This is a genomic window from Microvirga massiliensis (assembly GCF_001006805.1).
Lineage (GTDB): Bacteria > Pseudomonadota > Alphaproteobacteria > Rhizobiales > Beijerinckiaceae > Microvirga > Microvirga massiliensis.
The window spans coordinates 126,180-151,610 of record NZ_LN811360.1 but is presented as its reverse complement, the minus strand read 5'-3'; the positions used below and the strand labels follow the sequence as shown (position 1 = coordinate 151,610).

General features: G+C 62.9%; 35 protein-coding genes. 9 read left to right on the top strand and 26 right to left on the bottom strand.

The genetic code is table 11. The features are described from left to right. Positions 1-78: 78 nt before the first annotated feature. The gene (locus BN1233_RS28700; protein ID WP_046867074.1) at positions 79-627 is read left to right on the top strand and encodes an AAA family ATPase; all 549 of its coding nucleotides are present in this window, start codon (positions 79-81) and stop codon (positions 625-627) included. Here BN1233_RS28700 and BN1233_RS28695 read toward each other — a convergent pair. Continuing rightward, positions 616-3,489, bottom strand: coding sequence for a DEAD/DEAH box helicase (locus tag BN1233_RS28695; protein ID WP_187144391.1), 2,874 nt, complete (start codon positions 3,487-3,489; stop codon positions 616-618). The two genes, BN1233_RS28700 and BN1233_RS28695, sit on opposite strands and share 12 nt — an antisense overlap. 255 nt (positions 3,490-3,744) lie before the next feature. Between BN1233_RS28695 and BN1233_RS28685 the strand changes: the two genes are divergently transcribed. After that, complete coding sequence (locus BN1233_RS28685; RefSeq protein ID WP_046867071.1) at positions 3,745-4,476, top strand: DUF72 domain-containing protein; 732 nt, start codon at positions 3,745-3,747, stop codon at positions 4,474-4,476. Positions 4,477-4,483: 7 nt separating this feature from the next. Here the strand turns inward: BN1233_RS28685 and BN1233_RS28680 are convergent, their stop codons facing one another. Continuing rightward, the gene (locus BN1233_RS28680; protein WP_046867070.1) at positions 4,484-4,699 is read right to left on the bottom strand and encodes a hypothetical protein; all 216 of its coding nucleotides are present in this window, start codon (positions 4,697-4,699) and stop codon (positions 4,484-4,486) included. Between the two features lie 42 nt (positions 4,700-4,741). Continuing rightward, complete coding sequence (locus BN1233_RS28675) at positions 4,742-5,179, bottom strand: hypothetical protein (protein WP_046867069.1); 438 nt, start codon at positions 5,177-5,179, stop codon at positions 4,742-4,744. 109 nt (positions 5,180-5,288) lie between these two features. Here BN1233_RS28675 and hpf point away from each other — a divergent pair, with 109 nt between their 5' ends. Continuing rightward, complete coding sequence (gene hpf / locus BN1233_RS28670) at positions 5,289-5,663, top strand: ribosome hibernation-promoting factor, HPF/YfiA family (RefSeq protein ID WP_063776752.1); 375 nt, start codon at positions 5,289-5,291, stop codon at positions 5,661-5,663. Positions 5,664-5,824: 161 nt separating this feature from the next. Here hpf and BN1233_RS28665 read toward each other — a convergent pair whose 3' ends face one another. From BN1233_RS28665 to BN1233_RS28640, 7 genes are all read right to left on the bottom strand, one after another. Next, positions 5,825-6,187, bottom strand: coding sequence for a hypothetical protein (locus BN1233_RS28665; protein ID WP_046867068.1), 363 nt, complete (start codon positions 6,185-6,187; stop codon positions 5,825-5,827). A 90-nt stretch (positions 6,188-6,277) separates the two neighbouring features. Then, positions 6,278-6,784, bottom strand: coding sequence for a hypothetical protein (locus tag BN1233_RS28660; RefSeq protein ID WP_046867067.1), 507 nt, complete (start codon positions 6,782-6,784; stop codon positions 6,278-6,280). A 65-nt stretch (positions 6,785-6,849) separates the two neighbouring features. Further along, complete coding sequence (locus tag BN1233_RS47380) at positions 6,850-7,023, bottom strand: hypothetical protein (protein WP_154678305.1); 174 nt, start codon at positions 7,021-7,023, stop codon at positions 6,850-6,852. Between the two features lie 90 nt (positions 7,024-7,113). Further along, positions 7,114-8,169, bottom strand: coding sequence for a methyl-accepting chemotaxis protein (locus tag BN1233_RS28655; protein WP_048710071.1), 1,056 nt, complete (start codon positions 8,167-8,169; stop codon positions 7,114-7,116). A 218-nt stretch (positions 8,170-8,387) separates the two neighbouring features. Continuing rightward, entirely contained in the window at positions 8,388-8,912 is a 525-nt protein-coding gene (locus BN1233_RS28650) for a PAS domain-containing protein (protein WP_046867066.1), read from the bottom strand. Between the two features lie 158 nt (positions 8,913-9,070). Further along, a complete protein-coding gene (locus BN1233_RS28645) occupies positions 9,071-9,499 on the bottom strand; it encodes a hypothetical protein (RefSeq protein WP_046867065.1) in 429 nt (142 codons plus the stop codon). A 17-nt stretch (positions 9,500-9,516) separates the two neighbouring features. Then, positions 9,517-9,828 (bottom strand): hypothetical protein, encoded by a 312-nt coding sequence (locus tag BN1233_RS28640; protein ID WP_147707615.1) that lies wholly within the window; start codon positions 9,826-9,828, stop codon positions 9,517-9,519. Between the two features lie 243 nt (positions 9,829-10,071). Between BN1233_RS28640 and BN1233_RS47375 the strand changes: the two genes are divergently transcribed. Next, on the top strand, positions 10,072-10,227 hold the full coding sequence (locus BN1233_RS47375; RefSeq protein ID WP_154678304.1) for a hypothetical protein: 156 nt from the start codon (positions 10,072-10,074) through the stop codon (positions 10,225-10,227). 140 nt (positions 10,228-10,367) lie between these two features. On the opposite strand, the gene BN1233_RS28635 is transcribed toward BN1233_RS47375, so the two are convergent. From BN1233_RS28635 to BN1233_RS28620, 4 genes are all read right to left on the bottom strand, one after another. Further along, positions 10,368-10,910 carry a hypothetical protein gene (locus BN1233_RS28635; RefSeq protein ID WP_046867063.1) on the bottom strand — a complete coding sequence of 181 codons (543 nt, stop codon included), beginning with the start codon at positions 10,908-10,910 and terminating at the stop codon, positions 10,368-10,370. 153 nt (positions 10,911-11,063) lie between these two features. Next, positions 11,064-11,330, bottom strand: a complete 267-nt coding sequence (locus BN1233_RS28630; RefSeq protein ID WP_046867062.1) for a hypothetical protein — start codon at positions 11,328-11,330, stop codon at positions 11,064-11,066. Next, positions 11,327-12,163, bottom strand: a complete 837-nt coding sequence (locus tag BN1233_RS28625; protein WP_046867061.1) for a DNA/RNA non-specific endonuclease — start codon at positions 12,161-12,163, stop codon at positions 11,327-11,329. The genes BN1233_RS28630 and BN1233_RS28625 overlap by 4 nt, the downstream gene beginning before the upstream one ends. A 29-nt stretch (positions 12,164-12,192) precedes the next feature. Next, positions 12,193-12,378 carry a hypothetical protein gene (locus tag BN1233_RS28620; protein WP_048710068.1) on the bottom strand — a complete coding sequence of 62 codons (186 nt, stop codon included), beginning with the start codon at positions 12,376-12,378 and terminating at the stop codon, positions 12,193-12,195. 116 nt (positions 12,379-12,494) lie between these two features. On the opposite strand from BN1233_RS28620, the gene BN1233_RS28615 reads away from it, so the two are divergent. Beyond that, positions 12,495-13,217: a hypothetical protein gene (locus BN1233_RS28615; RefSeq protein WP_046867059.1), complete on the top strand. Its 723-nt coding sequence runs from the start codon at positions 12,495-12,497 to the stop codon at positions 13,215-13,217. A gap of 87 nt (positions 13,218-13,304) precedes the next feature. Here BN1233_RS28615 and BN1233_RS28610 read toward each other — a convergent pair whose 3' ends face one another. Together BN1233_RS28610 and BN1233_RS28605 are read right to left on the bottom strand one after the other, a co-directional pair. Next, entirely contained in the window at positions 13,305-13,628 is a 324-nt protein-coding gene (locus tag BN1233_RS28610; RefSeq protein WP_046867058.1) for a hypothetical protein, read from the bottom strand. A gap of 82 nt (positions 13,629-13,710) precedes the next feature. After that, complete coding sequence (locus BN1233_RS28605) at positions 13,711-14,061, bottom strand: hypothetical protein (RefSeq protein ID WP_147707614.1); 351 nt, start codon at positions 14,059-14,061, stop codon at positions 13,711-13,713. 164 nt (positions 14,062-14,225) lie between these two features. Here BN1233_RS28605 and BN1233_RS28600 point away from each other — a divergent pair, with 164 nt between their 5' ends. From BN1233_RS28600 to BN1233_RS48585, 3 genes are all read left to right on the top strand, one after another. Next, positions 14,226-14,642 carry a hypothetical protein gene (locus BN1233_RS28600; RefSeq protein WP_046867056.1) on the top strand — a complete coding sequence of 139 codons (417 nt, stop codon included), beginning with the start codon at positions 14,226-14,228 and terminating at the stop codon, positions 14,640-14,642. 67 nt (positions 14,643-14,709) lie between these two features. Then, positions 14,710-14,862 carry a hypothetical protein gene (locus BN1233_RS47370; protein WP_154678303.1) on the top strand — a complete coding sequence of 51 codons (153 nt, stop codon included), beginning with the start codon at positions 14,710-14,712 and terminating at the stop codon, positions 14,860-14,862. 598 nt (positions 14,863-15,460) lie between these two features. Continuing rightward, positions 15,461-15,601: a hypothetical protein gene (locus tag BN1233_RS48585; RefSeq protein WP_156312736.1), complete on the top strand. Its 141-nt coding sequence runs from the start codon at positions 15,461-15,463 to the stop codon at positions 15,599-15,601. A gap of 139 nt (positions 15,602-15,740) precedes the next feature. Here BN1233_RS48585 and BN1233_RS28590 read toward each other — a convergent pair whose 3' ends face one another. The 9 genes from BN1233_RS28590 to BN1233_RS28550 form a co-directional block, all read right to left on the bottom strand. After that, positions 15,741-16,253: a hypothetical protein gene (locus tag BN1233_RS28590; RefSeq protein ID WP_046867054.1), complete on the bottom strand. Its 513-nt coding sequence runs from the start codon at positions 16,251-16,253 to the stop codon at positions 15,741-15,743. Between the two features lie 97 nt (positions 16,254-16,350). Continuing rightward, the gene (locus tag BN1233_RS28585; protein ID WP_046867053.1) at positions 16,351-17,289 is read right to left on the bottom strand and encodes a cache domain-containing protein; all 939 of its coding nucleotides are present in this window, start codon (positions 17,287-17,289) and stop codon (positions 16,351-16,353) included. After that, the gene (locus tag BN1233_RS28580) at positions 17,274-17,486 is read right to left on the bottom strand and encodes a hypothetical protein (RefSeq protein ID WP_147707613.1); all 213 of its coding nucleotides are present in this window, start codon (positions 17,484-17,486) and stop codon (positions 17,274-17,276) included. The genes BN1233_RS28585 and BN1233_RS28580 overlap by 16 nt, the downstream gene beginning before the upstream one ends. A 585-nt stretch (positions 17,487-18,071) precedes the next feature. Continuing rightward, a complete protein-coding gene (locus tag BN1233_RS28570) occupies positions 18,072-19,211 on the bottom strand; it encodes a cache domain-containing protein (RefSeq protein ID WP_046867050.1) in 1,140 nt (379 codons plus the stop codon). Positions 19,212-19,273: 62 nt separating this feature from the next. After that, the gene (locus tag BN1233_RS49965) at positions 19,274-19,528 is read right to left on the bottom strand and encodes a hypothetical protein (protein ID WP_244471031.1); all 255 of its coding nucleotides are present in this window, start codon (positions 19,526-19,528) and stop codon (positions 19,274-19,276) included. Between the two features lie 6 nt (positions 19,529-19,534). After that, positions 19,535-21,256: a glycosyltransferase gene (locus tag BN1233_RS28565; protein ID WP_244471030.1), complete on the bottom strand. Its 1,722-nt coding sequence runs from the start codon at positions 21,254-21,256 to the stop codon at positions 19,535-19,537. Next, positions 21,257-21,577, bottom strand: coding sequence for an HlyD family secretion protein (locus BN1233_RS46145; RefSeq protein WP_046867049.1), 321 nt, complete (start codon positions 21,575-21,577; stop codon positions 21,257-21,259). It abuts the gene before it with no gap. Positions 21,578-21,625: 48 nt separating this feature from the next. After that, the gene (locus BN1233_RS28555) at positions 21,626-22,462 is read right to left on the bottom strand and encodes an HlyD family secretion protein (RefSeq protein WP_046867048.1); all 837 of its coding nucleotides are present in this window, start codon (positions 22,460-22,462) and stop codon (positions 21,626-21,628) included. Between the two features lie 412 nt (positions 22,463-22,874). Continuing rightward, positions 22,875-23,189, bottom strand: coding sequence for an HU family DNA-binding protein (locus tag BN1233_RS28550; RefSeq protein ID WP_046867047.1), 315 nt, complete (start codon positions 23,187-23,189; stop codon positions 22,875-22,877). A 536-nt stretch (positions 23,190-23,725) separates the two neighbouring features. Between BN1233_RS28550 and BN1233_RS28545 the strand changes: the two genes are divergently transcribed. Next, the gene (locus BN1233_RS28545; protein WP_046867046.1) at positions 23,726-24,154 is read left to right on the top strand and encodes an SPOR domain-containing protein; all 429 of its coding nucleotides are present in this window, start codon (positions 23,726-23,728) and stop codon (positions 24,152-24,154) included. A gap of 37 nt (positions 24,155-24,191) precedes the next feature. On the opposite strand, the gene repC is transcribed toward BN1233_RS28545, so the two are convergent. Then, a complete protein-coding gene (gene repC / locus BN1233_RS28540) occupies positions 24,192-25,334 on the bottom strand; it encodes a plasmid replication protein RepC (protein ID WP_046867045.1) in 1,143 nt (380 codons plus the stop codon). Positions 25,335-25,431 lie beyond the last annotated feature (97 nt).

Below are 25,431 nucleotides of genomic sequence, written 5' to 3'. Positions count from 1 at the left end.
ATGATGATCGCTGCAATGCCGATTGGGGATTACCGGCGCGGATCAGGCATCTCCGCCTAGCAAGCGAATGGAAGGTGAATGGATCAGTTCGTTGTGATTTCGGGCTGCTCAGGAGGCGGCAAGTCCACGTTGCTGGCTGAACTTCACAGACGCGGCCATTCCGTTGTGGAGGAGCCGGGCCGCCGGATCGTCAAGCAAGAGTTGCAGGAAGGCGGGGCGGCGCTTCCCTGGAAGAACGCAGGTGCCTTTGCGCGTCCTGCGATCGCCATGGCTCTGGAGGACCGGGCGTCAGCAGCTGCCCTAAGAGGTTGGGTGTTTTTCGACGGGGGCTTGGTCGATGCCGCCGCGGCCTTGGAGCACCTGATAGGTGAGCCGGCGCTGGCAGCCCTCGCCCGGTCGCATCGCTATCATCGGCGCGTGTTTCTGGCTCCGCCCTGGCGGGAAATTTATGCCAGCGACCCGGAGCGGCGGCACGGGCTCGAGGCCGCTGAGGCCGAGTATTCTCGCCTTCTCGAGGCATATCCCACGCTTGGCTACGAGACCGTGGTCTTGCCCAAGGTCAGCGTGTCGGACCGCGCGGATTTCATCGAAGCGGTTTTGGGGGAACCACCCTCCTCAGGCAGGTGAGAAGGACTGGCCAGCACCGGCGTTTCTCTCCGGAGCCTGCTGCGCCGCCTGCAAGTAGGCCTCCCGGTTCTTCTTGAACGCGGCAGCTTTCTCGAGGCTCTTCAGGATCCGCTTCTGGTTGGGCACGATCTGCTGCGCAAAGCGCGCCCGAAGCCGACCGATCGGAAATGAGACAGCGATCTCGGGCGCATTCGTCTCGATCCCGGAGCGAATGGTCTCGACCTGATCTCCATCGGCCGGCATCGTGCCGTCGGCACTGAGCAGGGCAATGAGTTCCCGAGCCATATCGGCGATCGCCCGGGTCAGTTCCCGCCCCGGCTTCGCGCTGGCGATCTCGCGGTATTCGAGCCGAGTCAGCGTGATGGCGATCATGCCATCCTCGGAGTCTGAATCCCGCAGCTCACTGAGTAACGTCCGGAAACTGGACTCGCGCGCGTGCGCTGCATCGTCATGGCGGGCAAAGCCGGCCTTCTGCCGGATCCAGGCGTCACTCGGGCCCTTCGGGCCGACCGCGACGATCGAGGAACTCATGAGGCCTTCGGCCAAACGCGGCTTCAGAGCCTCCTCCTTCTCGGCATCCTCGATCACGAAGAAGCCGATGTCGGTCGCCGCGACAATGTTGCGGACCTCGGGCAGGACGCTCGGATCATAGGTCGTGATCGAGAATGGTGCGGCCCGTCGGCCAAAGGCATGGGGTGCGATCTCCCCAAGGCGATGACGCAGGCGGCAATAGGCGGCGAGGAGTTCGCGCCGCTGGGGTGTCAGCTGATTGGGGCGGTCGAGAACGACCGAGCGGATCGTCGGCTGGAGGCCATGCGCTCCGGTGGCGCGCTCGATGAGGCGGGTCGCTCCCGCAGCGAGCATGGTGGCGAGAAGCGAAGCCCGGTTTTTCAGAAGGTCAATCCCTGCCGAGATCTGGGTTGCGCTCTCGGGCTCGGCGAACGGCTCCAGCCAGGGCTGGGCCTGAGGCTTCTCCTGCTGCAGGCTGCGCAGGAATCTCCGCTGCCGCTCGCTCGGCGGGGTGTTCTCATATTCATCGTCGTAGCGGATGCCGACGAAGGCTGCGTATTTGCGCGCGACGTCGAGGCTCTGGCACACGAAGGCCTGCTGGACGTTGAGGCGTTCGTCGTGGGTGGCGACCAGCCACCGCGGGAGATCCGGGAGAGCCTCGGGTCCGTAGAGGCCCGCCTGGTAGAGGTCGCAGAACAGCGCAAGCCGGCTCGAGAACCTGCGGGTCTCGGAATCGTAGCGCCGCATGCCGGCCGCCAGGAGCCCGGCCGCGAAGGGCTTCGGGACCGGCAATGTGTCCTCGTCGCCCCACGCCATCGTGGAATCGAGCGGATCATCGTATTGCTCGCTGTCGGACTCGCCGAGGCGCAGCCGGATCTCGCGTTGCCGCTGCTCGATCTGCGCGCGCAGGCTCGGGTCCTTGTCGAACCATGCCTCGAACTGCTCGCGGATGGGGGCTGCAAGCCCCCTCACCTGCCGCCGGGACCGCTCGGGGTCGTTCCGGCGCATGGCATCGATGTCGTTGAAGATCCGCAGGATCGAGTTCCCGACATCGACGAAGACCTGGTGGGTCTTGCCCGTCGGCCTGTGGGCCCGTTCGCCGCGGCCGCTGATCTGCTTGACGGGGCCGATCGACCGCTCCTGACAGGCCAGGATGTTGAGATCGGTCTGGGGGACGTCGGTGCCGACGCCAAGAGCGTTCACGTTGACGAGGATGTCGAACGCGCCGGCACGCGCCGCATCGAGGAGGTCATCCCGCTTGATCTTGCGTCCCGCAGGTTCGCCCTCGGCAAGGCCGGTCTCCTCGCTGTTGCGCCAGACCCGGATCTCGCCGGCGACCACGAAGGCGACTCTCGGGAAGTCTCCGGCCCTCTTGTGCCCTTTCGGCATGCGCTGCTCTGAAAGAGCCTGAGAGAGAGCCTTGGCGAACTCCACACTGTCGCAATGGATCATCGCCAGAACGGCTTTCACGGCGCGCTTGGCCCAGATCCTGACGAGAGCCGTGACGATCAGGTCCGCGATGGCCTGGTCGCCCTCGCTGGCGTCGGCCTTGAAGAAGCGGGAGAACGCTTGCTGGGAGGCCTGGTCGACGGACTTGTTCTCGGCCAAGAGCGCCAGGAACGCGCTCTCGATCAGACCAACGGCTTCCGCGCCGAGATGTGCTTCGAATTCCCCCGTGGCGAGATCGAATCGGGTCGGGACGGTCCGGCCGGTGGCCAGAACCTCGTCGTAGGTCGCGACGTCGATCAGGTCGTGCTCGATGCTGGCCCCGAAGGGATCGAGCGGGTCCTTGCCGTCCGTGCGGAACGGGGTTGCGGTCAGGACGATGCCGGAGCCGCCCGCACGGGCGATCCGCTCAAGGACGGCCGAGAGCTGCTCGGCGGCTGCCTTGTGGCCCTCGTCGATCAGCGCAACGCCGCCGCGGCGGCCGAACTCGTCAAGGCCGCGCAGGAATTCCTCGTCCTCGAGCTTGTTGACGAGCGACATGTTGGTCGCGGGGATGAGGTCGGCGTCGAGCGTATTGCGCGCCATCTCGCCGTCGCCGATGACCTCGGTCTTGGCGACATAGAAGGCCGTGCGGGCGTCGCGCAGGGCCGGGACGGCCTCGAACTGGGCGTAGTTCTGCCGGAGCAGCGACACGTCCGGGTGCAGGACGAGGATCGGTTTTCCGATCTCGACGGCGTCTTCGGCGCCAGCGGCCGCGAGCAGGCTTTTGCCGCTGCCCGTTGGGGCGAGAACGGCGCCGGATCGGCCGCGGCGGATCGCGTCCCGCAAGGACACCATGATGCGCGCCTGGTAGGGCTCGGCAACCTTGTCCCCGACGGTGCGGTGGTTTTCCGATTCCGAAATCATGCGAGTGGCGTCGATAGAAATCGGAACGGCGGACATAATATCGGCTTGGTCGCAATCAGGGGGCTGGCAATGGGTTGCCAAATTATGCCGGTGCATCACGTCCCGAACAAGCACTCCAGCCGGCTTTCGATGCGGGTCGCTTGAGGTCAAGAGGGAAAATTTGAATAATTCCGAAAAGGTTGGCCGCAATCGCGGTGAACTTTTTCGACCCGGCCCTGTTCACCGGAGTCTTGGCGTAGACGGAGAGGTCGCTCGGTGATCCGAATCGGCACGGCAGGATGGAGTATCCCGAAGGAGCATGCGTGCTTCTTCCCCGCCGAGGGATCTCATCTGGAGCGTTATGCTGGCGCCCTCAATGCCGTGGAGATCAACTCGTCATTTTACCGGCCTCATCGGCGCACGACCTATGAGCGGTGGGCCGCCTCGGTTCCGGAGGACTTCCGCTTCGCGGTGAAGATCCCGAAAGCGATCACGCACGAGGGACGCCTGCGAGATGTCGCGGATCGACTCGAGCAATTCCTGATGGAGGCCGGTGGCCTTGGTCCCAAACTCGGACCTCTTCTGGTCCAGTTGCCTCCGAGCTTGCGCTTCGAGACCGGGGTGGCTGACAGTTTCCTGGTCGAACTGCGTGACCGGTTTACGGGCGGCATCGCGTGTGAGCCCCGGCACGACTCCTGGTTCGTGCCTGCAGTCGAAGCGCTGTTGAAGGATCTCCGGATCGCGCGGGTCGCAGCGGACCCGGCGCCAGTGCCCACAGCGGGAGATCCCGGAGGCTGGCGCGGCTTGTCGTATTACCGTCTGCATGGATCACCGAGGATCTATTACTCGCCCTACGATGCGGGGCAGCGGGCGGAAGTTGCCGGGAAGCTGGCACGTGATGCCGTTGCGGGTATCGCGGCGTGGTGCATCTTCGACAACACCGCGGCGTTTGCGGCGGCCGGCGACGCGATCGCCACCAAAAGCCTGGTGCTGGCCCGGGATCGATGACGCTTCGTCAGTGTGCGAAATCGTCCTTCTGGTCGGAGGGAGCGTTCTCTTTGAGGACGCTCTCGATCGCGCGGGCGGCAGCGCGCATGCTCGGCCACGCCTCCCAGCCATCGATTTCCACCCGCTCGTCGCCCAGCCAGATGTCCCAAAAGCCCTGCCGGACCAGATTTATTCGATAGGGTCCAATTCTGTAGGCGCCCGCGTGAATTTTCTCGCGCTTCATGGCAGCCCCTCTGTTTGGCGTCGCTACCAAATAATCCGAAAATCAGGGCTTCTCAAATAAAGAGCGGAGCGCCTGGACGGCCTCGTCGAGCTCATTTGCCCGATTACTCATGGCGGAATCGTTCGGGTCGGCCTCCCGGATCGCTGCGAGCAGCATTTTTCCCATCTGTTCGGCCGGGAGCCCGAGGGCTTTTCCCAAAGTTGCGAACACGGCCGAGACTGCCTCGTTTCCGGTCTCGCGGGTATGGAGCGCCGCGAGATCCATCGCGCGCTTCTTGCTGAGCGCGCGGACAAGGGTGTTGTTGCGGTCGCGCAGCTCGATTTTCGGATATTTGTTGTGCCAGAGCACGATCGCCTCGAGGGCTCCGCTGCTCTGGCGGAACACGTGATAGGTCGGATCGCTCCGGGATTGGACCCACTCCTCCTCCGGGATTCCGGAGTAGGCAGTGATCAGCGACAGGGTGTTAATGCGATGCAGCATGGGAGTGTCACTTATCTCTGGGCCGTGATGTAACTCTCACGGGAAATCGTGTGAACCAAAAACGGCCACGCTCGTTATCCTCTCTGGTGCGGTCCTTTGGGAGAAGAGAATGAATTTTGCGGACGTTGCCAAAGCGATCACGATTCAAAGTTCCAATATCGATCTCGGCGACAATTTTCGGAACCATGCGCAGCAGAGTATTATCCGGGCGGCGCGCAAATATTTTGGGCACCTGAATATGGCGTCGGTGCACGTCAGTCGAGAGGGCCCTCTGTTCGACTGCACAGTGAACATCCAGATGGGCGCGGTGAAAACCATGAGCGCCGAATCTCAGGACAAGGACTGCTACCGGGCGTTCAGCGCCGCCTTGGAAAAGGTCGAGAAGCAACTCCGGCGGGCCAAACGAGAACTCCGCGAGGACAAGCCGGTCCGGACCGACAAGGACATGCTCCTGCGGGAGGGGCTGCGGGCCTCCCCATCCTGATCTTGTAGATCAAAGAAGCAGCCCTACATAGCATAGAACCCGATCACGCTCTGAGGCGTGACTGGAGGACGGCCACGAGCCGGGACGGTGACGCCGGAGGTACGCGCACCGTCTCGCTATCGTGGCCGTTGGTGTTTAGGGGCCTCTCTAGCGGCGGCAGGTCACTGGAAGTCCCGCGGTCGGGTTCCGGGCTGCCAGGCGCAGACCCGGGCTCTTGCGTTCACCCAGCATCCGCCTTGCCGGACGACCGAGCCCAGGTCGCTGCGGGCGCGGCTCGCGCGGGGCTGCTCGTTCCAGGTTGCGCGGGCCGTCCCATCGGCAGGGTCGATCTTCACGACAGCGACGTGGCGCATGGGCTTGAGGCTGTCCCGCATCTCGAAGCTGCCCCCGGGGCGCACCGCGATCGAGCACACGCCATTCATGAAAACCCGGCCATCGACTTCCAGGAAGCATTCGCCCGCGGCGAAGGCCTGCGATGCGCTGAGGGTCAGAACCGTGACGAGGGCTGCTTTGCGGAGAGTCATGCTGGCCGGTTCCGGGTTGAGGGCGACGGTGAGAGGTTCGGCATTTGTATCAGGGATTGGGGAAGATCCATCACCTGAAGCAATCGCACCTCAGTCGATCATTACGGCATTTCGAAAGCCTGGGATTTTCTTGTCCCAGAAGTAGAGAACGGTCTCACCCTCGCCAATGAGCAGGATGCCGGAGGTTGTTAGATCGATGGTTGTTGGTTGGCGGCCATCGCACTCGTGAAATTCGCGAAGAGCATTGCCGCAGACGGGATCCCATCGTCCAGGCGGGGCAATGCCAAGGCCGTCTCGATCGCCAACCGCCCCGGGGTCGCCGGCGATGACATGGATGTGGCTATCAATGACGGCAATCAATCCGCGAACCTGATCCGTCGTGCGGATGGCGATCATGGCGCGATCGAGAATGCCGTCGCCGTTGAAGTCGCCCTCGATCACCGAGGGATCGATCGATGCCGGAGGAATGCCGGCGATCCGGACAGCCTCCTCGTCGGCCGTGAGCTCTCTCCAAGTCCCGAGGTCCGCAGCAGCGCTGGGCGTGCCCATCTGCCACAAGAGACCGATGCCGAGGGCGGTCCGAACGAGTTTGTTCACCTGAATATCTCTACGCGCAGGGGGCTGCCGTGCTGGGTCCGACGTCAGGCAGGCTCAACGCCGGGTCAAGATCCGCGACGGCATGAGATCAGGCGCAGCGTGGCCCGGCCCGCGAAAAAGATGCCGGCGCCGGCAGTAACGAAGACCGCCGTGGCCAGAACGGCAAAGGCCACCAACAGCCAGGTTCCATGCTCGAGCACGATGCCGAGCACGCGCAAAAAGGTTGTCAAAATGTCCATGGGATTTCCTTTGGAGTTCTGCTCATCCGGGTAAACCTCTGGTCTTGAGGACAAAACGACGCCGTAGCGTGGCTCTCGCGAGGCCCTGGGTCAGGCCGCTTGGCGCAGGTTCAGGAACTGGTCGATCTCGTTCCTGAGCTGGTCGGCCTGCATGGTGAGATTTCCGGCAGCATCAAGCACCTGGGATGCGGCGTCTCCGGTGGCGGTCGCGGCCTGACTGACCCCAACGACGCTGCGCGTGACCTCGCCGGTGCCGATCGCGGCCTCGGCAACATTGCGCGCGATCTCCTGCGAGGTCGTGGTCTGTTCCTCGACCGAAGTGGCGATCGAGGAGGAGATCAGATTGATCTCCTCGATGATGCCCCCGACACCCCGAATGGCATCGACGGCCCCTTGGGTGGCGGCCTGGATCGCGGCAACCTGGGAAGCGATCTCCTCAGTGGCCTTCGCGGTCTGGCTGGCGAGCGTTTTGACCTCGGTCGCGACCACCCCAAAACCCTTGCCGGCTTCACCCGCGCGGGCGGCCTCGATGGTGGCGTTCAGGGCGAGAAGATTGGTTTGCTTCGCGATCGCCTCGATGATCCGGACAACCTTCCCGATCCGGGTGGCGGCCTCGGACAGGCTGGCGACCGTGGTGTTGGCCAGCTCTGCCCGCTCGGTCGCGGTTCGCGTAATTTGAGACGAATGAGCGACCCGGGATCCCACTTCGGCGAGAGACTGCGCCAGTGCCTCGGCGGCTTCCGCGACGGCATGGACGCTCGTCGTGGCCTGTTCGGCCGCGGCCGCGACGGAGGTCGCGAGGGCGTTGCTCTCGGAGGCCGTCGCGGTCATTGCCTCGGCGCTCGCCCGCATCTGGATGGCGGCATGGGCAACACCGTCCATGACGGTGCTGACGTTGTTCTGGGCGAACTCCGCAAAGGCGCGAACCCGCGCCTCCATGACGTCCGTTGCGCGATTGAGGTTGGCGGCGGCATGGGCGAAGGCGCCCGGCAATCCGTGCGGGAGGACCTTGCGATAGTAGCGGCCCTGCGAGACGGCCTCCATGGATCCGCTGGCCTCGCGCACGAAGGCATCGGTGATGTCGAGCAAGTGATTGACGTTGCGTTCGAGCTCGCCGATGAGGCCCGGCTCTCGGGTGCCGATCACCCGGCTCTCGAGGTCGCCGCAGGCGCTTGCGTGACATACGTGGGCGACCACCGCCAGCGCTCTCTTGGCGCGCAGGAAAAAAATAGCCGGATCCGGCCAAGCAGGCCGCGGCCACGAGGTGAACTGGAAGGCTCGTGACACCCCCATAGAGACCAAAGCCAAGAGCGATGCCGTCAAGCACGATCGCCACGAGGGCGCCACACGCCAGGGCGCTGCCCTTACAGAGAGAAGACAAATTCGTCATAGGACGTGCCCTTCTGGCGCAGCAGGGAGGCGAGCATGGCGCCTGCGTTCGTCATTCCGTCCTTGCGGTTAGCGGGACGGTGCTCTTCCCTGAGGAGATCCCGATAGATCGGCGTGATGGCAGCGATCTGGGCGTCGCTGGGTTTGCGCCGATTGGAGTGGTAGCCGACGATCGTGCCGCTGGCGTCACGGGTGGCCGAAACATGGGCGAACACCCAGTAGTGGTCACCGTTTCGCGCCATGTTGAGGACATAGGCGAAAATCTCCTCGCCGGCCTGAATGGTGTCCCACAGCAGCTTGAAGACGCAGCGCGGCATGTCGGGGTGGCGAATGATGCTATGCGGCTGGCCGAGGAGCTCCGGGACGGAATAGCCGGAGACCCGGACGAACACATCATTCGCGTAGGTAATCCGGCCCTTGGGGTCGGTCTTCGAGACGATGATCTCGTCGGAACTGAAGGGGCTTTCGCGCCCTGTCGGGTGAACGCTTTTACGGGACATGAGCTAAAATGCGATGGTGGCGATCACGTCGCCTCACCATGCCGAATGGACCTCGAATTTTCGCGAGGCATTGACCGGGATCAAAAATAGGCGGAATTTCGTCGCGAGGCGATGAAATTCAATGCCGGTCCCTCAAAGCCGAATTCCGTGTTCGGCAATTACGGGCTGAGATCCGTCCTGAACCTGTCGAGCTTGGCCACGATAACCTGCGTGCCGGGCGCGTCGGAGAACCCCGGGTGGGCCTGGATCGCTGTCGAGAGTGCCAGGAAGCTTGCGGTGAAATCGTCCAGCAGGGCCTCGGCGTGAGGCTGACCGGCAACGTGTGACCGGAGCCGCAGGACACCGCTTTTGACTTTGGTGACCATCCCGGAGATGCAGCCTGAGAGCTTCTGGACCTCCTTCGCGAAGGCTTTCACGCTCAGGGTATCGCTCTTGCGGCCGATGGTCGTGGCGATCACGCTGCAGGTCGTGTAGCCACGCAGGGCGTCGACCCTCAATTCCTGCAGGATTTGCTCGGCCCCGCGGCCGGCCTGGGCATGGGCCGACATGAGGACGAGCAGGCAGGCGGTGACAAGCGCCTTCTTCATCGCTGGTGGTTGCACGGTCAAACCGTGCGGAAGATCGCGTGATCGACAGGTTGATTGATGGCGCGGATCAGGGTCTTGCCCTTGGCGAGCGCGATTTCCATTGCTGTCGCGGGATCGGATGACATGCCGACCACGACTGCAGGATCCTTCGGATGGATCTTCGTCCCGAAGACTTCCGTCAGCACGAGCCTGAAGCAGATCTTGCCTTGATGCGCCTCGACTCTGAGCAGGCGCAGTCCCGGCTCGTCGGCGAGCAAGCCCACGGCTCGGCGCAGGCGGGCGAAGTTCTCAGGAGTCATCGGAAACGACTTGGTCTTTCTCGAGTTCACGCCGCCGTCCCGATCGACATCTTCGCCACGGGACGTGCTCAGGCCTGCGCCCGAATCGCCCCAGGGCCTGATTTCGTGCGAGACCCGCCAGCTTGGCAATGGGATCGGTCGGTTTTCCCCGCAATTCGGGGCGGATGGAGGGTCAGATCGGAACCGATCTCGCCTCGGGTCTCATGCGGCCGTCCGTGGTCTGCCGCAGTCCGGGAGAATTGATCTGGTGTCACGCATCGGAGCCCTCGCGATATGGTTGGCGACCGCTTTGAGCACGATTTTGACCTTTTCGAGGTCGAGCCGATCGTCCTCGGTGCGAACGCGCCCTTCCATATCAATCCAAGCGCAATCGTCGCCCGCCGCGGCCTCGATGAGAGGAACCTGCTCGGCGATCGTCTGCGGGCCTAAGTGTCTGACTGAAAACGGCGCATGGAGGCATCCAATCCCGACCTGATAGAGCGGAGCCGGCTCGAAGTCGCCCGATCCAAGCCCTCTCACGTCGCTGGAATCCCAACCGCCCAGAGAGGCGGTGAGTTTTGAGTCAGACTCTAAGCCGCCGGCGAAACCGCAGGCCTTCCCCGGAATGGGCTTGGGCCAGCTTTCCGCAGCGATACCGAGCCCCCGGAGGAGTCGAACAGCACCTGGTGGTTGGGCGCCGTCAGATGGCGGTTGAGGTCACGGTTGGCGGAATTTTCCTGAATGATAACTGGCTTGCGAAACCCGCGGATTGCGGTGTCGATGACCTCGGGTGCCGGCAGCCATTTGGCACGGGCGTTGAGGTTGAGCTGGACCCGGCCGACGTTCTCGTGCCGAACGAACGAAATTGCGCTGGCGTGCGAATTACCGAAAATGACGTCCCGGACGGCGCGGCCGCAGACGTGGAGGGCCACCGGGCCCTCGAGTCGCTGGACCATGGTCATGAGGTTCTCAGGGCTCGGGAACCGATTTTCCTGCCCGGCGCGCGTTTCGGAGAAAAGCACACCAATTTCCAGGAACGGAAATTGCCGGAATAATTCGTTGACCTGCGGGATCAGCGCGACGTCGTCGAGGCCAGTGATGGTGCAGCGGGTGATGGGCATCGGAGATTTCATCGCGCTCCCTCGCTTTGTGAGGAGCGCGACTTCCTTTCGGGATTTTGTTTCGGACAGTAGCCGTTGCCCTCGGGAAAGCCCGACTCAGCTATTATTTTCTAACGATCGCGTTTGCCCTCTGCGGGAGCCGACATACCGCCTCGGACGAGGGCCTCAGGATCCTGTCTCGAAAGGATTGGGGACCTCTTGGGTCGGTTCCGTCGTCTCTTCGATCTCCTCCGGGAGATCCTTCTCGGCCTGGAGCGCTTTGACGATTTTGTTCACGAGCGTCTGGAGCGCCTTCGCGCGCTTCAGGCCAGCCTGATCCTTGGTGATTTCGAGATCGCCCGAGACCACGATTTTGTCGGAGCCGTTCTCGAAGGTGAGCCCTCCGATGTTCTGGGATTCCGTGTCGTTGGCGAAGGGTGTGAGGGATTTCATTGTGTGGTGGACCTTTCGTCGGGAACCGGGATGTCCCGGCAGCGGGGCCGGCCGCGATTGCTCGGCTCGGGAAGGCGCATCGCCCCGGCCCGGACGGCGGGGCTCAGCCCCGGAAAGGCATCGATCCCGGTGAGCGCGGTCAGCTCGTCGATCGACAGGAGTTTCCAATCTTTCGTGTTGACGTTGTCGACCACATAGGCTCCGGCCTGCTCCAGGCTTGGGACATAGACGGCCTTGAAGATTTGGGTCGGGACGAGCACCCTTCCCTTCAGGGATTGGAGGTTCTGGCCCCGGAAGGCGACACCGGTGACGACATAGGTCTCGCCGTAGCGCATCGTCAGCCCGGACACGGTGGTCTCGACCTGCTGCCAGAACCGGCGGTTGAGCGTCGGATCCTGGGGAACCATGTTGGCGAGCGAGAAGGACTCGTCCTGAGCGTCCTCGGTCGGCATGTCGGCGGCCGGCGCGAGGTGGCCGCGATCAAAGCCGCTGCGGACGTAGTCGGACAATTCAGCCCGCTCGTCCTTGGGCAGCCCGGTCTCGGCATGGAACTTGTTCACTCGGTCGATGCAGGCGGCTCGCCGCAGATCCTCGCGGGTCAGGTGTTCAGCGGTCCAGAGCGGCGTGCGGGTGACCCCGGAGTGCAGGACGGCGAAGAACGAGTAGCAGAGCACGCGGGTTTTTGCGGCCAGACGCTCGTTCGCGAGGGTCGGCGCTTGCCCCTGTGCGAAGAACTGGGGGCACTCGCCGCCGGTCTGAGCGGAAGCATCAGAGGCCGCTCCCAAGCAGGCGAGAGAGCCCAGAACAGCAAGAGCGGCTGCCCTGGTCAGCATCCCTGGAGTTCTCCGGACCGCGGTGGCTCTCATCGGAGCTTCGCCCAAACAGTGCTGAGAACCATGTAGGGCAGGTTCCACAGAGCCAGCAAGAGCCGTCCCGGCGGCGCCGATCCGGACCGGGATTGAATCGTGCGGAGGCCATAGCGCTCGAGATCCGGATCGATCCGGTTGCGTTTCAGGCGATATCGCGGACGAAGGGGATTTTCCTGCATCGTATTTCGCCGCTCCAAACCTTGCCGGTCCAGGCGACCGGAGACTACCACCATTTGGCGGGTGACATTTCTCCCATTTTCGGTTTGAAGACCCGAATCCAGGGATACCCAATTCGATGATCGTCGAACCGACACGCCGGGCTCAAGAGCTCATTTTCGAGCGAGAAAAAAGCCTTTTTCAGCAGATGGTGGAAGACCGCTTGGCGCTCGCCGAGCAGGCCCGCCAATGCGCCTCGCAGAAAGAGGGGCCCTCGGCACAGCAGGACCATGAGGCCTCGGATGATGAGATGCCCGTCATCCAGGACACGAAGCTGATCGGCCTTCATCTGGAGCAACTGGGTCTCTCGCTCGACGAGACCCGCAAGCAGGCCGAGCGGACCCTGAGGCGGCTCCAGCAGGTCATGGCCCGTGTGGAGAGAGGCCAAAGGGAAGCCTTGGCGGCGCTCCGGAGCAGCCTCGGCGAGCTGACGGGCCTCGAGGTGGTCGAGCCTCGCCCGGTAGTCAAGGCCGAACGCCAGGACATCCTGAGGAGCATGGCCCTGCAGCACGGGGCCGAACTGCCTCCGGAAGGATCGGTGTTCCGCCTCTATCGGGAGGAGGACACAACGAGTTTCTTCGTGCTCAGCGATGGACGGGTGCTGGCGCTCCAGGACGGCACGATTGGGTCGGCCGAAGACAAGGATGACCTGATTGCTCTCGTGAAGAGGGAGTTGCATGCCCAGGAGGCCGTCTTCACGCAGGGCATTGACGACCTGAAATCAACTCTGGACCAGGTGAAGCAGCGTTTCGCGAGTCAGCTGAATGCCGTCTCGACGACGCTGAAGATGCAGCGCGTCTGAGGACTGCTGACGGCCTGCTGAAAGGGAACGATGAACGGATCACGCGTGATCGCTGGTGGTCGAAGATCCGAGCGTCACGGTGAAAGCTCAGTAGCTGTAAGTCCGATAGCTGGCGGGAGCGTCGGCTCGCGGGTGCTCGGCAATCGCGTTGCCGACCCTGTTCACCCGGTGGAAGCCCGGTTCAAGGTAGGTTCGACCATCATCACCATCGACAACCGTCCAGACGAGAGCTGAATTGACGCCTTCGGGAAGTTTGTCCCACAGGATCAGACCATCTGCATCCGGGACATCAACAGTTCCGAATCTCTTTTCGAATTGTTCGAAAGTCCCGGGACGTTCGAGATTCTCGCCCTGAAGAGCGGCAACAGCAGTGGACGCTATCTCGATCGTGGTCGTCTTGGTGTGAGCCATCGTTTGTCCAATCACTATTCTGCAAAGTGGCAGATCGTCAGCAAAGGTGCCCTGCTCGAGACTGCCGCTTGAATGCTCAGGATCATGGGATCTGAGGCCGTGCCGGCTTCTTGTCCAACTCTGCCCGGACACGGGCCATCAGGTCGGGGTTCGCGGCGAGCACCTTGAGCACCTCTTGGGCATAGTCGGCACCAGCCTGAAGACGCGAGATGTTGGCGTGCGATGCGGCCGTAGCTGCGAGGCCGTTATCCGCGACATAGGACCCATAGTCCCAGAAAATGTCGTCATTGGCCTGGCTGAGGGCCACGATGGCATCCTCGGCATGCTCACGCGTGCCGGGCTGTCCGGAAAGGCCGAAACCGGTCGACAGGATTTCAGACAATTTCTCATGCGTATCGACGTCACTGAAGTCTTCATCGGTCAGAATTGGCATTGAGTGCTCCTTGGGATTTGCGGTGAAAACAGGCTTTTGTGCGAGCCAGTATCCGTTGAGGCCGGACTCGAATTTTCCATAATCGAGACTGATGGGCTTCATCCGAACCAAGACGACGATTCGAGTTCACCGTCGCCTTTTTCAGCGCAACCCAGAGGATCAAGGTGTCAGACGAAGAGGTTGAGGCGGTCGCCGCCGAGCTCGCGAAGGTTGGCGGCCCTTCCTGGTATCCGGGCCGCACCAAAGGCCCGATTTTGCGGGTGGTCAGCGAACGGTTCCGAGATCGGGCCCGGGTGGCGATCGCGGCGCTTGACCGCTTTCGGGCCAGCAAAGACCAGGCGGCTGCGTCCGGTGAGATGGATCGATCGGCCATGGAGCCCCTCGAGGACGATCCGGAGGGATGCCCGCCCGAACTCGGGTCCATCGTGGTCTATCGCCCTCCGGGAGAGCAGCGGGCGATTTCGTGCCGGGTCACGCAGGCCGAGGGAGGTCGGGTTTACCTCGTCCCGCTTCCGCAGCCGGATATCGGCTGGGTGTCGGTCGACACGCTCCAACTGGAGCGGATCCGCCTCGTCCAGTGATCCTCGTCGAAAGACCGAGCACGCCTATCGGTGGATGGTGCCCTCGGACCCACGGCAGGAGCAGTCCGTGCCCACGGCGCCGGCGCTCTCGAGCCGGCAGGTCCTGTCCGGGGTCATGCACATGGCCCCGACCCGGATCGTCAGGGGAGGAGCAGGCGGTGCCGATTGGGCCGTCACGGTGACCGGCGCCGGGCTCGCGGAAACCGGCGTCACGTCATAGGAGAACTGCGACTGCTGCAGCGGATAGTAGGGTCCGGCGTAGACATTCCGGACGATGTATCGGTCGCCAAATCCACGGTGACCGAACCGCCGACGGTTATCATGGTCAAAGCCGACTCTTGGATTGACGACGCGCGGACCAACGACCCGTGGCCCGACGACCCGGCGACCGAAGTCACGCCGCGGGGCCGTTGAGCTGCTGAAGTATTCCGGGCGGAAGTTTCCGGCGCGGTTCTCGAAATAGATGACGGGTCGGTTGACTCGACCTCTGACCTGATGGGCAGAGCGAATGCCCACTCCTGGTCCCGACTGAGCGTCAGCCGGTAGAGATGTCAAAGCCACAAACGCGGCGATCGCTGCGACGCCAAGACCCGAGTACCTCATGCCAACTCCCTTCTTCTGGCCGCCGGCAGTTCGTCGAGACGAGGTCACCAGAGACCGAATGGAACAGCTCTCTGACAAGGGATAATAGGCGCGGAGGCTTGTCTTGGTAGCCCGGTCTATGCCGGGGCACTGGCAATAACGGGCTAGAGCGCGTTGACTCGGTCGAGTGCCTCATCAAAATGAAGCAGGACTTACGTTCTCAGGCGAGACGCGCGATGGGCAAGGGTAGCGAGAAGCACCGCAGCACCGCGAAAAAGAACAAGCTCCGCAAGAAGGCGGCGAAGTGGATGGACGAGGGCAAGAAGCTTCGCGGGAAGCTCCTGAGATACGATCCTCGCCATAGGCCAGCAGCCTAGGAAAGCACTGCGGCCTTGCCACGCCTCAGGGCGCTGTCCCTCGACTCGTGTTCTCTCGGATGCTTCCCGGGAAAGGGCGGTCACTAAAAATCGTTACTGCGTAACGATCGCCGCTTACCGGGATTGATACCGGCGAATTCTACTTTCCTGAAGCTGCGTCCTTGAGGGCTTGCCGCTTTCGGTCGAAGAAAACCCGATCCCGAGCCATGGCATGCGCATTGCAGTGAGCGCGGTAGCCATCGGTCGAATACGATGCTTCATCGAGATCCCAGGTCGGGAGCCGTCCGTGCCGCATCGCATATTCGAGAATGAGCTCGGAGCCGAGGCCGCGGCCTCGGTGGATCCAGCCGATGGCGACATCGCAGCCGATATAGCCTCCGCAGGGTTTGCCGTCCGGTCCGATGAGGAGCACACCGGCTTCAACGTCGACGAAGCGGTAATCCGCATCGACGATTGAGGGCGTCCAGAGCGACTTCGGCGTGATCGCGACGGATGACCGATCGAACATGAGTTGATCGGCATAGATATTCTCGAATTCCTTCGAGAAGACGTCGTCTATATCGAGATCATCGTCGCGATCGGGACCGAGGAGAAACTCCTCCTCGGTCAATTCCGACGGATCAAAGGGCTCAATGACGGCTTGGGCTGTCATGGAGATATGGGCTCCGGGGAGAGTGACGGGGAACTCGCTGCCACGGGCTATGGCCGGGCAGCAGGCGGCAGGTTCTGGAGTTTGATCTGCAGGCCGATCAAGCAGCCTCGACGAGCCGAACCCGCGGGACCTGGGTTTCATCACCGCCCGCCGTCGTTACGGGAGTGGTCTGGTGATCGCTCATCGCTTGAGCCTGGAGCCTGACGAGCGCCGCGCTGAGGCGAGAGGCTTCCCAATACCGGGTTTCCTCATACGGGGGCTGATCCGACCGTCCATCAGCGAGCTGCTCGGCCGTGTTGGCGATCCGGGCCAAGGGCTTGCTCAGCCACAGAGCGAATCCATAGAGGAGCTCGAGGGCAACCAGGAAGCCACCGCCCAACATTGTCCAGAAGGAGCGGATCAGCGCCTTCGTGGGTTCCATGGCGTTTGCCGAATCGGCCCGGACAATGAGGCTCCAGCCGAGGCCGGGCATGTCATCGAACTGCACCGGGAGTGTGACGGTGAAGTAGTCTTTTCCGTCCGGCCAGCGCTCCGTCAGCGGGATCGACACGGACTGGCCGGCCGCGATCGCCGCCCCGACGGAGAGCGTCTCATCCTGCAGGTCATCGGGGCCGAACAGCACGCGCTGATCGCGGGCCACCAGAAGCACATCGACGCCGGGCGACTTGAACGCAGCAAGGTTGTTTTTCACCCAGGTCCAATCGAGATGCGTTCCGAGGGCACCGATGTGCTTGCCGGCCGGATCCTTCAGGGGAGCCGAAAAGTTGATGAAGCGACGAGCCTCGGATGATGCCGGGAGAATTGTCTCGAGGATCGTCGAGGTGTGGATGTCGATCGCCGTCGCCGCGTTCAAGCCGCGGCGGAACCAGGGCTGCTCGGCAACGCTTTGGCCCTCAAGCATTCCATGAGATGCGGCGAGAACCTTGCCTTCGGCATCGGCGACGCCGATCCAGGTGTATCGGGGCTCGACATGGCTCAGAAACGACAGATGGCGGCGGATTTCGGCGGGATCCTCCAGGTTCAGCGCCCGGGACATGGATTCCACGTCGCGCCACAGCTGATGCTCCGGTGCCCAAGCAGATTGGAAGCCATCTGCCCGATGGTCGTGAGACGGCTGATATTGACCGACTCGGCGCGACGCTGAACGGAGTCCGTATAGATGGTTCCGGCGATCAGAGCTGGCGCGATCATCAACGCGGTGACACCGAGAACCATGGCCGTTTTAAAGCTCACGCGCATATCGAAAAATTCCTGAGAAAAATCTTTGTCAATTTACGGGTTTGCGGCCAACGAGGCCCCATCCAGCCCCGCACCATGCCAGGGAGATCTCCACCCGACGTTCTCGGCTCACCACCGACCGTGTATTTGCGCGCGGAACATCATCACGAGCCCAGGGCGTAAGGCTCGGGTTTCTATCGGGAACTATTTGGGATTTGCGCGTAGTCGAAAAACTTCGCCTGTGATGCGCTCACGGGCGCGAACGACAAGTAATCATTCCGACAGGCCGAGGGCTCAGCTTGGAGCGCCGATGCTCACGGTGAGGTGAATCTCGGTCTCGAGCACCAGCATGAAGCTGTCGTCAGCCGGACAAGGGCCCGATCGGTCAGGGGCTCGTCTTGAATGAGCGCAGCGTCTCGTTGACCGCAGCTTACGGAGGCGCCGCCGGCCTGAACTTGATGGCTTCGCCGGTCGTGGGATTGCGGCCTTTGCGGCCAGCACCTTCGAGCCGATGACGACTCCCGGATCGGTGATGAACAGGACGGTGGCCATGTCTCGAAGAGGCCGCCCGTCCAGAAGCCGTGTTCCGGTCGGCGCGGCTTACTTCACGAGCCGAACGTGCGAAACTGCTCCGTCGTCTTCACCACCGTCCTTGCCCTCCGCAGCAGAACGGCGAGCCGTCATCGCGAGAGCTTGGAGCCGGACAAGCGCTGCGCTGAGGCGAGCGGCTTCCGCATAGCGCGTTTCTTCGTAGGGTGGTTGATCGGCCTTTCCGTCGGCAAGTTGCTCAGCCGTTTTGACGATGCGGATCAAGGGGCCGCTCAGCCAGATCGCGAAGAGATAGAGCAGTCCAAGCGCGACCAGGAAGCCCGCACCCAGCATCGTCCAGAACGACCGGATCAGCGCCTTTGTGGGCGCCAAGGCGTTTTCGGCATCGGCGCGCACGATGAGGCTCCACCCGAAGCTCGGCATGTCCTCGAACTGGATCGGGAGGGTCACGGTGAAGTAGTCTTTGCCGTCCGGCCAGCGTTCCGTGAACGGGATCGAGACCCCTTGGCCCGCGGCGATGGCCGATCCGACCGACAACGTGGTGTTCCGCAGATCCTTGGGCCCGAACAGGACGCGCTGGTCGCGCGCGACGAGGAGCACGTCAATCCCGGGGGTGTGAAGCCCGGCGAGATTGCTTTCAACCCAATCCCAGTCGAAGTGAGCGCCGACGACCCCGACGACCCGTCCCATGGTATCCTTCAGGGGAGCGGAAAAATCCACGAAGCGGCGGGGCTGCGGCCGCGCGGGCAGGACTTTCTCGAGGAGCTTGGCATCGTGCACGTCGACCGCCGTCGGCGCATTGAGCCCACGGCGAAACCAGGGGCGCTCGGCAACGCTCTGCCCTTCGAGCAGCGCCTGCGACGCCGCCAGGACCTGGCCTTCGACATTGGCGACGCCGATCCAGGTAAATCGCGGGTCGATGTGGCTCATGAAGGACAAGTGACGGCGGATTTCCGTGGTGTCTTCGAGGTCCAGCACCCGGGACAGCCCCTCCACATCGCGCCACAGTTGATGCGTACGGCGCCCGAGCAGGTCGGACGCCATCTGTCCGACGGTCTTGAGGCGGGTCATATTGACGGCCTCGGCGCGCTGCTGCACGGCGTTCGTATAAATCGTCCCCGCGATCAGCGCCGGTGCCATCATGAGAGCGCCGATTCCGAGAACGATGACAGTCCTGATATTGAGGCGCATATCGAAAATCCTAAAATAAATGATTTGGTGAATTCAGGCGTTGTGCTGATGTGTTCTCCGGATCAGGCGCTCTTGTTGAACGACAGAGCCCGCATCCATCCCCGTACCATGCCGGAGAGATCCCCGCCCGCTGCGCCCGGCACGGCATCCGCCGTGTGGATCTTCTGCAGGATCTGGATCTTCTGCGACTCGGTCGGGTGCAGGCTGAGACGATACCCATCGTGAAGCTTCTCGGTGATGCGGACGAAAACATCGCCGACGTCCTGCAGGGTCAGGGTGCCATTGTGTCCGATGTTCAGTCCGTCGGCTCCTCTCAACCGGGCCTAATCGATACCGAGTTCGAGGAGCCAGCACGTGATCCTCGTGTGTCCCGATGACAGGTGGGCCCTCTCGACGACCCCTCTCTGGGGGCGATTGACGCGCGGGCGCTCGATGCAGGCGAGCATCGTGATTGCGAGAACCAGCAGGTTGTAGATCGTCCAGAACAGGACGACGCGGATCCCGTCCCCGGCTTGACCGATATGGCTGAAACCGGAGTCGGTGGTGAGCGGCAGAACCATGCCCAGCAGGGTCAGCCCGAACAGGATTGCAAAGGGCTTCATCAGTGGCCACTGCACGACCGTCCTAGTCCGATCGCCGCCTTTTGCGGTCACACGGAACTTGTGAGGGCCTTTCGTGAACAGCCCCATGAACACGGCCCGGGTGATGGGCCAAGCCGCCAGGAGCTGCGAGACGTCGTTGAGCACGGGAATGATTTTCCCGTGGGAAATCCAGTTCAGGGTAACGAGGACGGCGACGTAGTACGGCAGAAAATACGACGTGATGTCCGGCACCGTCGCGATCACGACGATGATGCCGAAAAACCAATACAGAAGCGGGCCCACCAGACTGATCAGGCGGAACGGAAACGTGGTCGTCCAATAGAGGGCAGAATCCAGGAGGCTCACGCGTTGCATCAGCGGGAGATTGTTGGATCCGAGCGGATTGTAGACGTTGCGCACGATCTGCATCATGCCGAGGCACCACCGGCCCCGTTGCACGACGTATTCGTGGAGGCCTTCGGGGGCGAGACCCTCGGTGAGCGCTTCGTTGAGGTAGACCGTCTTCCAGCCATGGGTGCTCAGGCGGACCGTGAGAAGGAAGTCCTCCGTCACGGACTCGGTCGGCAGGCCCCCGATGGCTTTCAGCGCCTCGACCCGGACCATCGACGAGGTGCCACAGCACACGGCGATCCCCCACGCGTCACGGGCCGGCTCGACGTTGTCGAAGAAGAACCGCTGCTCGTCCGGGTAGGCGTCGGCGATCTTCAGGTTGTGCTGGACCGGATCGGGATTGAAGAAGTGCTGAGGCGTTTGGACCAGCCCGACCGTGGGGGCGTGAAACAGGGCCAGGGCCCGGCTGACAAAGTTCCGGTGGGGAACGAAGTCGGCGTCCAGAACGGCGATGAAGTCTGGCGGGTCCTCATCCTTGAGCCGCTGCTGGAACGTGTAGTTGATGTTGCCGGCCTTGGCGTGGGCGTTGTCGGGCCGGGTTCTGTGCTCGGCGCCATAATGCTGGCAGACCTCCGCGAGCCAATCACGGCGCCCGTCGTCGAGCACGAAGACGCGAGTTCCCGGGTAGGCCAGGGCCTGGGCGCCGGCGAGCGTGCGCTCGAGAACCTCGCGCTCCTCGTTGTAGGTCGCAATGTAGACATCGACCCGCGGTGGATTTTTCCGGTCCCACCAGGTGAGGTTCTGGTCGACTTCCGGAGTCCGGTCCTTGTGCCGGGTCAGGAAGAAGTAGGCCAAGGTCGATGACACCATCGAGAGGACTTCGATCGTGACGAAGATCCAGCTCGCGAGGGCGTCGGGCGCAAGGCTGAACGGAGGGATCGTCTCGGTGAAGCGCCAGAGCATGTAGCGCCAGGCGAGAACCGCGGTCATTCCGAGCAGGAGGCTGCGCACCCAGACATTGGTCCGCGATACGTGCGGGAGCACCAGCAGGGCGATGCCGATGACGATCGCGGCACCGGCGAGGCTCGAGAGAAACGGGCTGAGGAGAAGCACTTAGAATCCGAACCGGGCTGTGATTTGGCGAAGAAGGCTGAGCGGACCACCCGCGAACGCCACGCGGCCGGTCCGGCCAACGGCGCAGGACAGCCCCGGGTCACTGCGCACGCCCGGGGCCACCAGGGTCACGTCGTACCGCTTGAGATGCTCCGGGCTGGGACCGATCGTGAGATTCTCGTAGAGGCTTGCCGCCCCGGACCCGGCCAGACGCGTGATCGTGGCCTCGAAGGTGCGACTGTCGCCATTCACCCGGAACTGGGCCGGCATGCCGACCTTCAGGGTGGAATAGACGGTTTCGCTGACGCTCGCGGTGATCATGGTGGTCGTGCAGTCGACCAGGCGGACCAGCTCTTGGCCGCGGGAGACTTACTCACCGTTGCTCGAGTGGAAGTTCCAAATGATCGACGGCTTGTCGACGCTCAGGTCCGCGCGCGTGAGCCTGTTGACGCGCACGCGCTCGGCGGAGATCTGCTCGGCGCTCTGCTTCAGGCGGAGATCGACGTGATCCGCCTCGGCCTTGAGCTCGGCGAGGCGCAGATCGAACTCCCGGATACGTTGGATCGAGTAGGGAGCGTCGTTGTAGGAGTCGCCAATGAACACGCCGTCGCGCGCGGACGCGAGCTCGGTGGTCAGGAAGTTGAACTGCTGGCGGGTGCGCTCGACGTCCTGCTTGGCGACATCGTAGTCGGCGATCGCCCGGTCGAGCGTGATATTGGTCTGCAGGCCTCGGTCGTTCAGCTGGGAGGTGCGCTTGAACGCACTTTCGGCCTCGCGGACGCGGGCCTCAGCTGAGGCCTTGGCGGCTTGGGCTTCCGCAACGCGCGATTCGATCTGCTGGATCCGGCCCGCCTGGTAGTTCTCCGCGTGGGCCCGAAGGATCGCCCGGGCTTCGGTGACGGCACCAATTTGCTCGGCGATCCGCTTGGCATCGGTCTCGAGAGAGGCGCGGGCCCGTTCGAGATCGATCAGGCGGGCGTTGTCGAACCGGTCGTCGCTGATGCTCGCGACGATCTCTCCGGCCGGGACCAGGGAGCCGATGGTGTGGACGGCAAACTCCACCCGGCCCTCGACGGGCGCCCTCAAGACGGTGGTCCGAGCGTTGATGGTGGCGTCTGCGCTCGTCCCCGAAAGGTGTTCTCCGACGACAACGTATAACCCGCCGAGGAGCAAAACGACTCCCAGCGCTGTGCGAACGGGCTTCATAATAATCCTAAATCAATGATCGAGTTGAAATTTGGGGATTAAATCACTGTTTCCCTGTGTCTTTTTGCAGAAAATGAGCGTAAGTGGATATCATAAGAAACAAGGTGGGCAAGATCCGTATTTCCAATGCGGTGACGACTGGGCTTGGACATCGGTGTCCCCCGACAGCATTCCTTTTTCGAGGCTCGTAAAGGGCTCCGGCCGTTCGAGGTCGCCGAATTGAGCGCCCGACCGATGGGGTGTTCCAAGCGTGGAACGGGCCGTGGCGCTGCCGAAGCGAAATTATGACCTGATTATTGGCGGCTTCGGGAGCGGGTCGCAAAGCGCCTGGGCTCGCCCGGCGTTTCGTGCGGCAGGGCGAAACTCTTCGTCCTGCTGCTTTGTGGCGTGTGTCGGAAAGCAACCGACCCGTTCAGGCTCTCTTTTTGGAAGACTTTTTGGACGAGCGCCGCTTCACATTGAGTGCGGCCTTCAGGGGCGCAGCCGGCCTGAACTTGACGGTTCTGCTGGCCGCGATCTTGATGGCTTCGCCTGTCGCGGGATTGCGGCCTTTGCGGGCGGCCCTGTCGGCCAGCTTGAAGGCGCCGAAGTTCGAAATCGAGACCTCTTCGCCACTCTGGATGGTGGTCGCGAGGGTCTCGAAGACGTTCTCGACGATGTCGCGGGCCAGCACCCTGGTCAGGTCATAATCATCCCGGATTTTCTCGATCAGGTCGGCTTTGTTCATGTGGCTCCTAACTCCTCCAGAAGGGATCCGAGCAGATGACGCCTTCCTTTGAGCGTCAAGGGATCTTTGGGCGAAGAAGAGTGCTGACGCACCGGAAAATGGGCCAGTGGCTGGGAGTGCGGACGTTGGGACGGTTTGCAGCCTCAGGATTCAAGCACGCGTGGTGCCCGCAGGGACACCGCTTATCGGACCGATGCGAGCCGGCTTCATAGCCGACGCGTATCGAACCCGAACCAACCTGGTATTTCCGCTCGGCGCTCCTGACTGCCATGATGATCCTGTCAGCAAGCAGGAGGCCTCTCCAATCGCGAACGGCAGCCCTGACGGAATCGTCCGGCGCTTCCACATCGGGAGGCCATCGCATCCACCCACGGGAGGGTGCGCTACGGCACCTCCTTCTCGACTGAACGGGATTACGAGTTTCGGCGTGTGCCTTCCTCGGCTGGCCTGATCACCCACGCCGAGAGTGACCCAAGCGGGATGGACCCGCCCGCGCCGGATTGACCACGGCACGAGATCGATGATGGAGCAGGAGCATGACCAGGCTCGCTCTACTCGCGGCTGTTCTGGCTGGCCTCAGCCTGCCGGCCGTCGCTTTGGAACCGACGGACAGGACCCCGGATGCGGCTCCTGGGTCTGCAGACCCTCGTGCCATGACGACTGCGGCTCGAGAGATGAACCACTCGACCTCCGGGAGTGAAGTCTCTCCGCGGCAGTGGGCCGTGCAGTTGGCCGGCAGCTTCTCGGAGGAACAGGCACTCGCCGCGTTCTCGCAACTGCGCGCCCGCCGTGCTGAGCTCGTCGGAGACCGCGAGCCTGTCGTCGTCCAGACGCCGTATGGCAACCGCGGACGAGCCGCATTCTACCGTGTGCGCCTGCAGGTTTCCTCGCGCACGGCCGCGACGGAACTCTGCGACAGCCTGCATGCGTCCGGCGAAAGCTGCGTTGTCCTGGCCGATCGCTGACGAGATCCGGACGCGCTGATCGCGCAAGTCCATCGGATCAGCACATCCGCCGCCTGCGCATGGCCCGGATTTCGGCCCAAAGGTCGATCTTACCCGCTTTGACCATGCGCACGATTGTCCGAAAATAGCCTCCTGGGTTACGGATCTGGTTTCTCCCGCGCTCGACATCGTCCGCATAGAGCTGGAGGACGTAGAGTACGGAGGCGGCTGCCTCGAGGGGCCCAATGGCGGCGACGGCTTCCTGCCAGGCGCTCTCGTGGGCGCCGAGCGACGCCCTGAGATATCGGCCTGCCGCGATGATGTCTCCGAGTTCCCGAACGGGTCGATGATAATCCCTGACGGTCGGGCACGCCTCGACGATCGCCGCGACGGCCGAGGGATCCTCTGCGGACCCAGGATGGGGCTCGGATCGCGCTGTCGGCCGGATGCCCTTGTCACAAGTCTCACTAGGAGATTTGGACTCTGAGTCTATGTGCCTGCATTTCGTGCCCCCATTGCCGGACTCCAGAAAGGCTTTTTCCACCAAGCTTCGGAGTTCCTGCCACGCGACCAGGAGCTCACTCGGATGGGCGAGCCGGGACAGGCGCCGGCTGCGGGCCCTGAGACCCTCGAAGCGGTGCTCGAACTCGGAGCGGTCCACATCTGGGAAATGCAGCGCCAGGGCCGTGAGCGCTTCCTCGGTGGCGCGACGGCAGATCGTGATCTCCTCGAGTACCTGCTTGCGAAGGCCGATCAGGACCTTTTGCTCGGCGAGTTTGGCCTTCCACTCTCCACGCCGGACGTAGAGGGGCGTGAGGTCGAGCCCGTAGGCGTCGATGACCTTGCCGGTTGCGTCGCGAACGGCGAACCGCTTCCCGTTCGCCGAGTCCTTGGGAACGACCAACTGCAGTTCGATCAACTCCCGAATTGCATTGCGCACCGCGCGCTCAGAGAGCCCGGTTCCGGCCATGAGCCACTCGTTCGACGGCCAGACGAGCAGTCGATCCCATTCGTGTTCTCCCCAGCATGCGACGAGCTTCGACAGCACCATGCGCACGGACGGGCGCAGCTTGAGGGCCTTCTGGGCGTCGTCGTTGGCCTGCCGCAATTCACCTTTTGATACAGTGCGCTCTTTTTCGAGCGCAAAAGTTTTCGCGGCCAGAGCGGCGGGTTTCAGCCGCCGGCCTCCTGTCGATGCCAATTGCGTCGCTCCCTCCACAATGAGGGCAAAGCAGGAGCGTTCACCGACTTGGTGTTACTTGACGTGAGTCTGTGGTGCTGGCATAAGGAACTTGCTT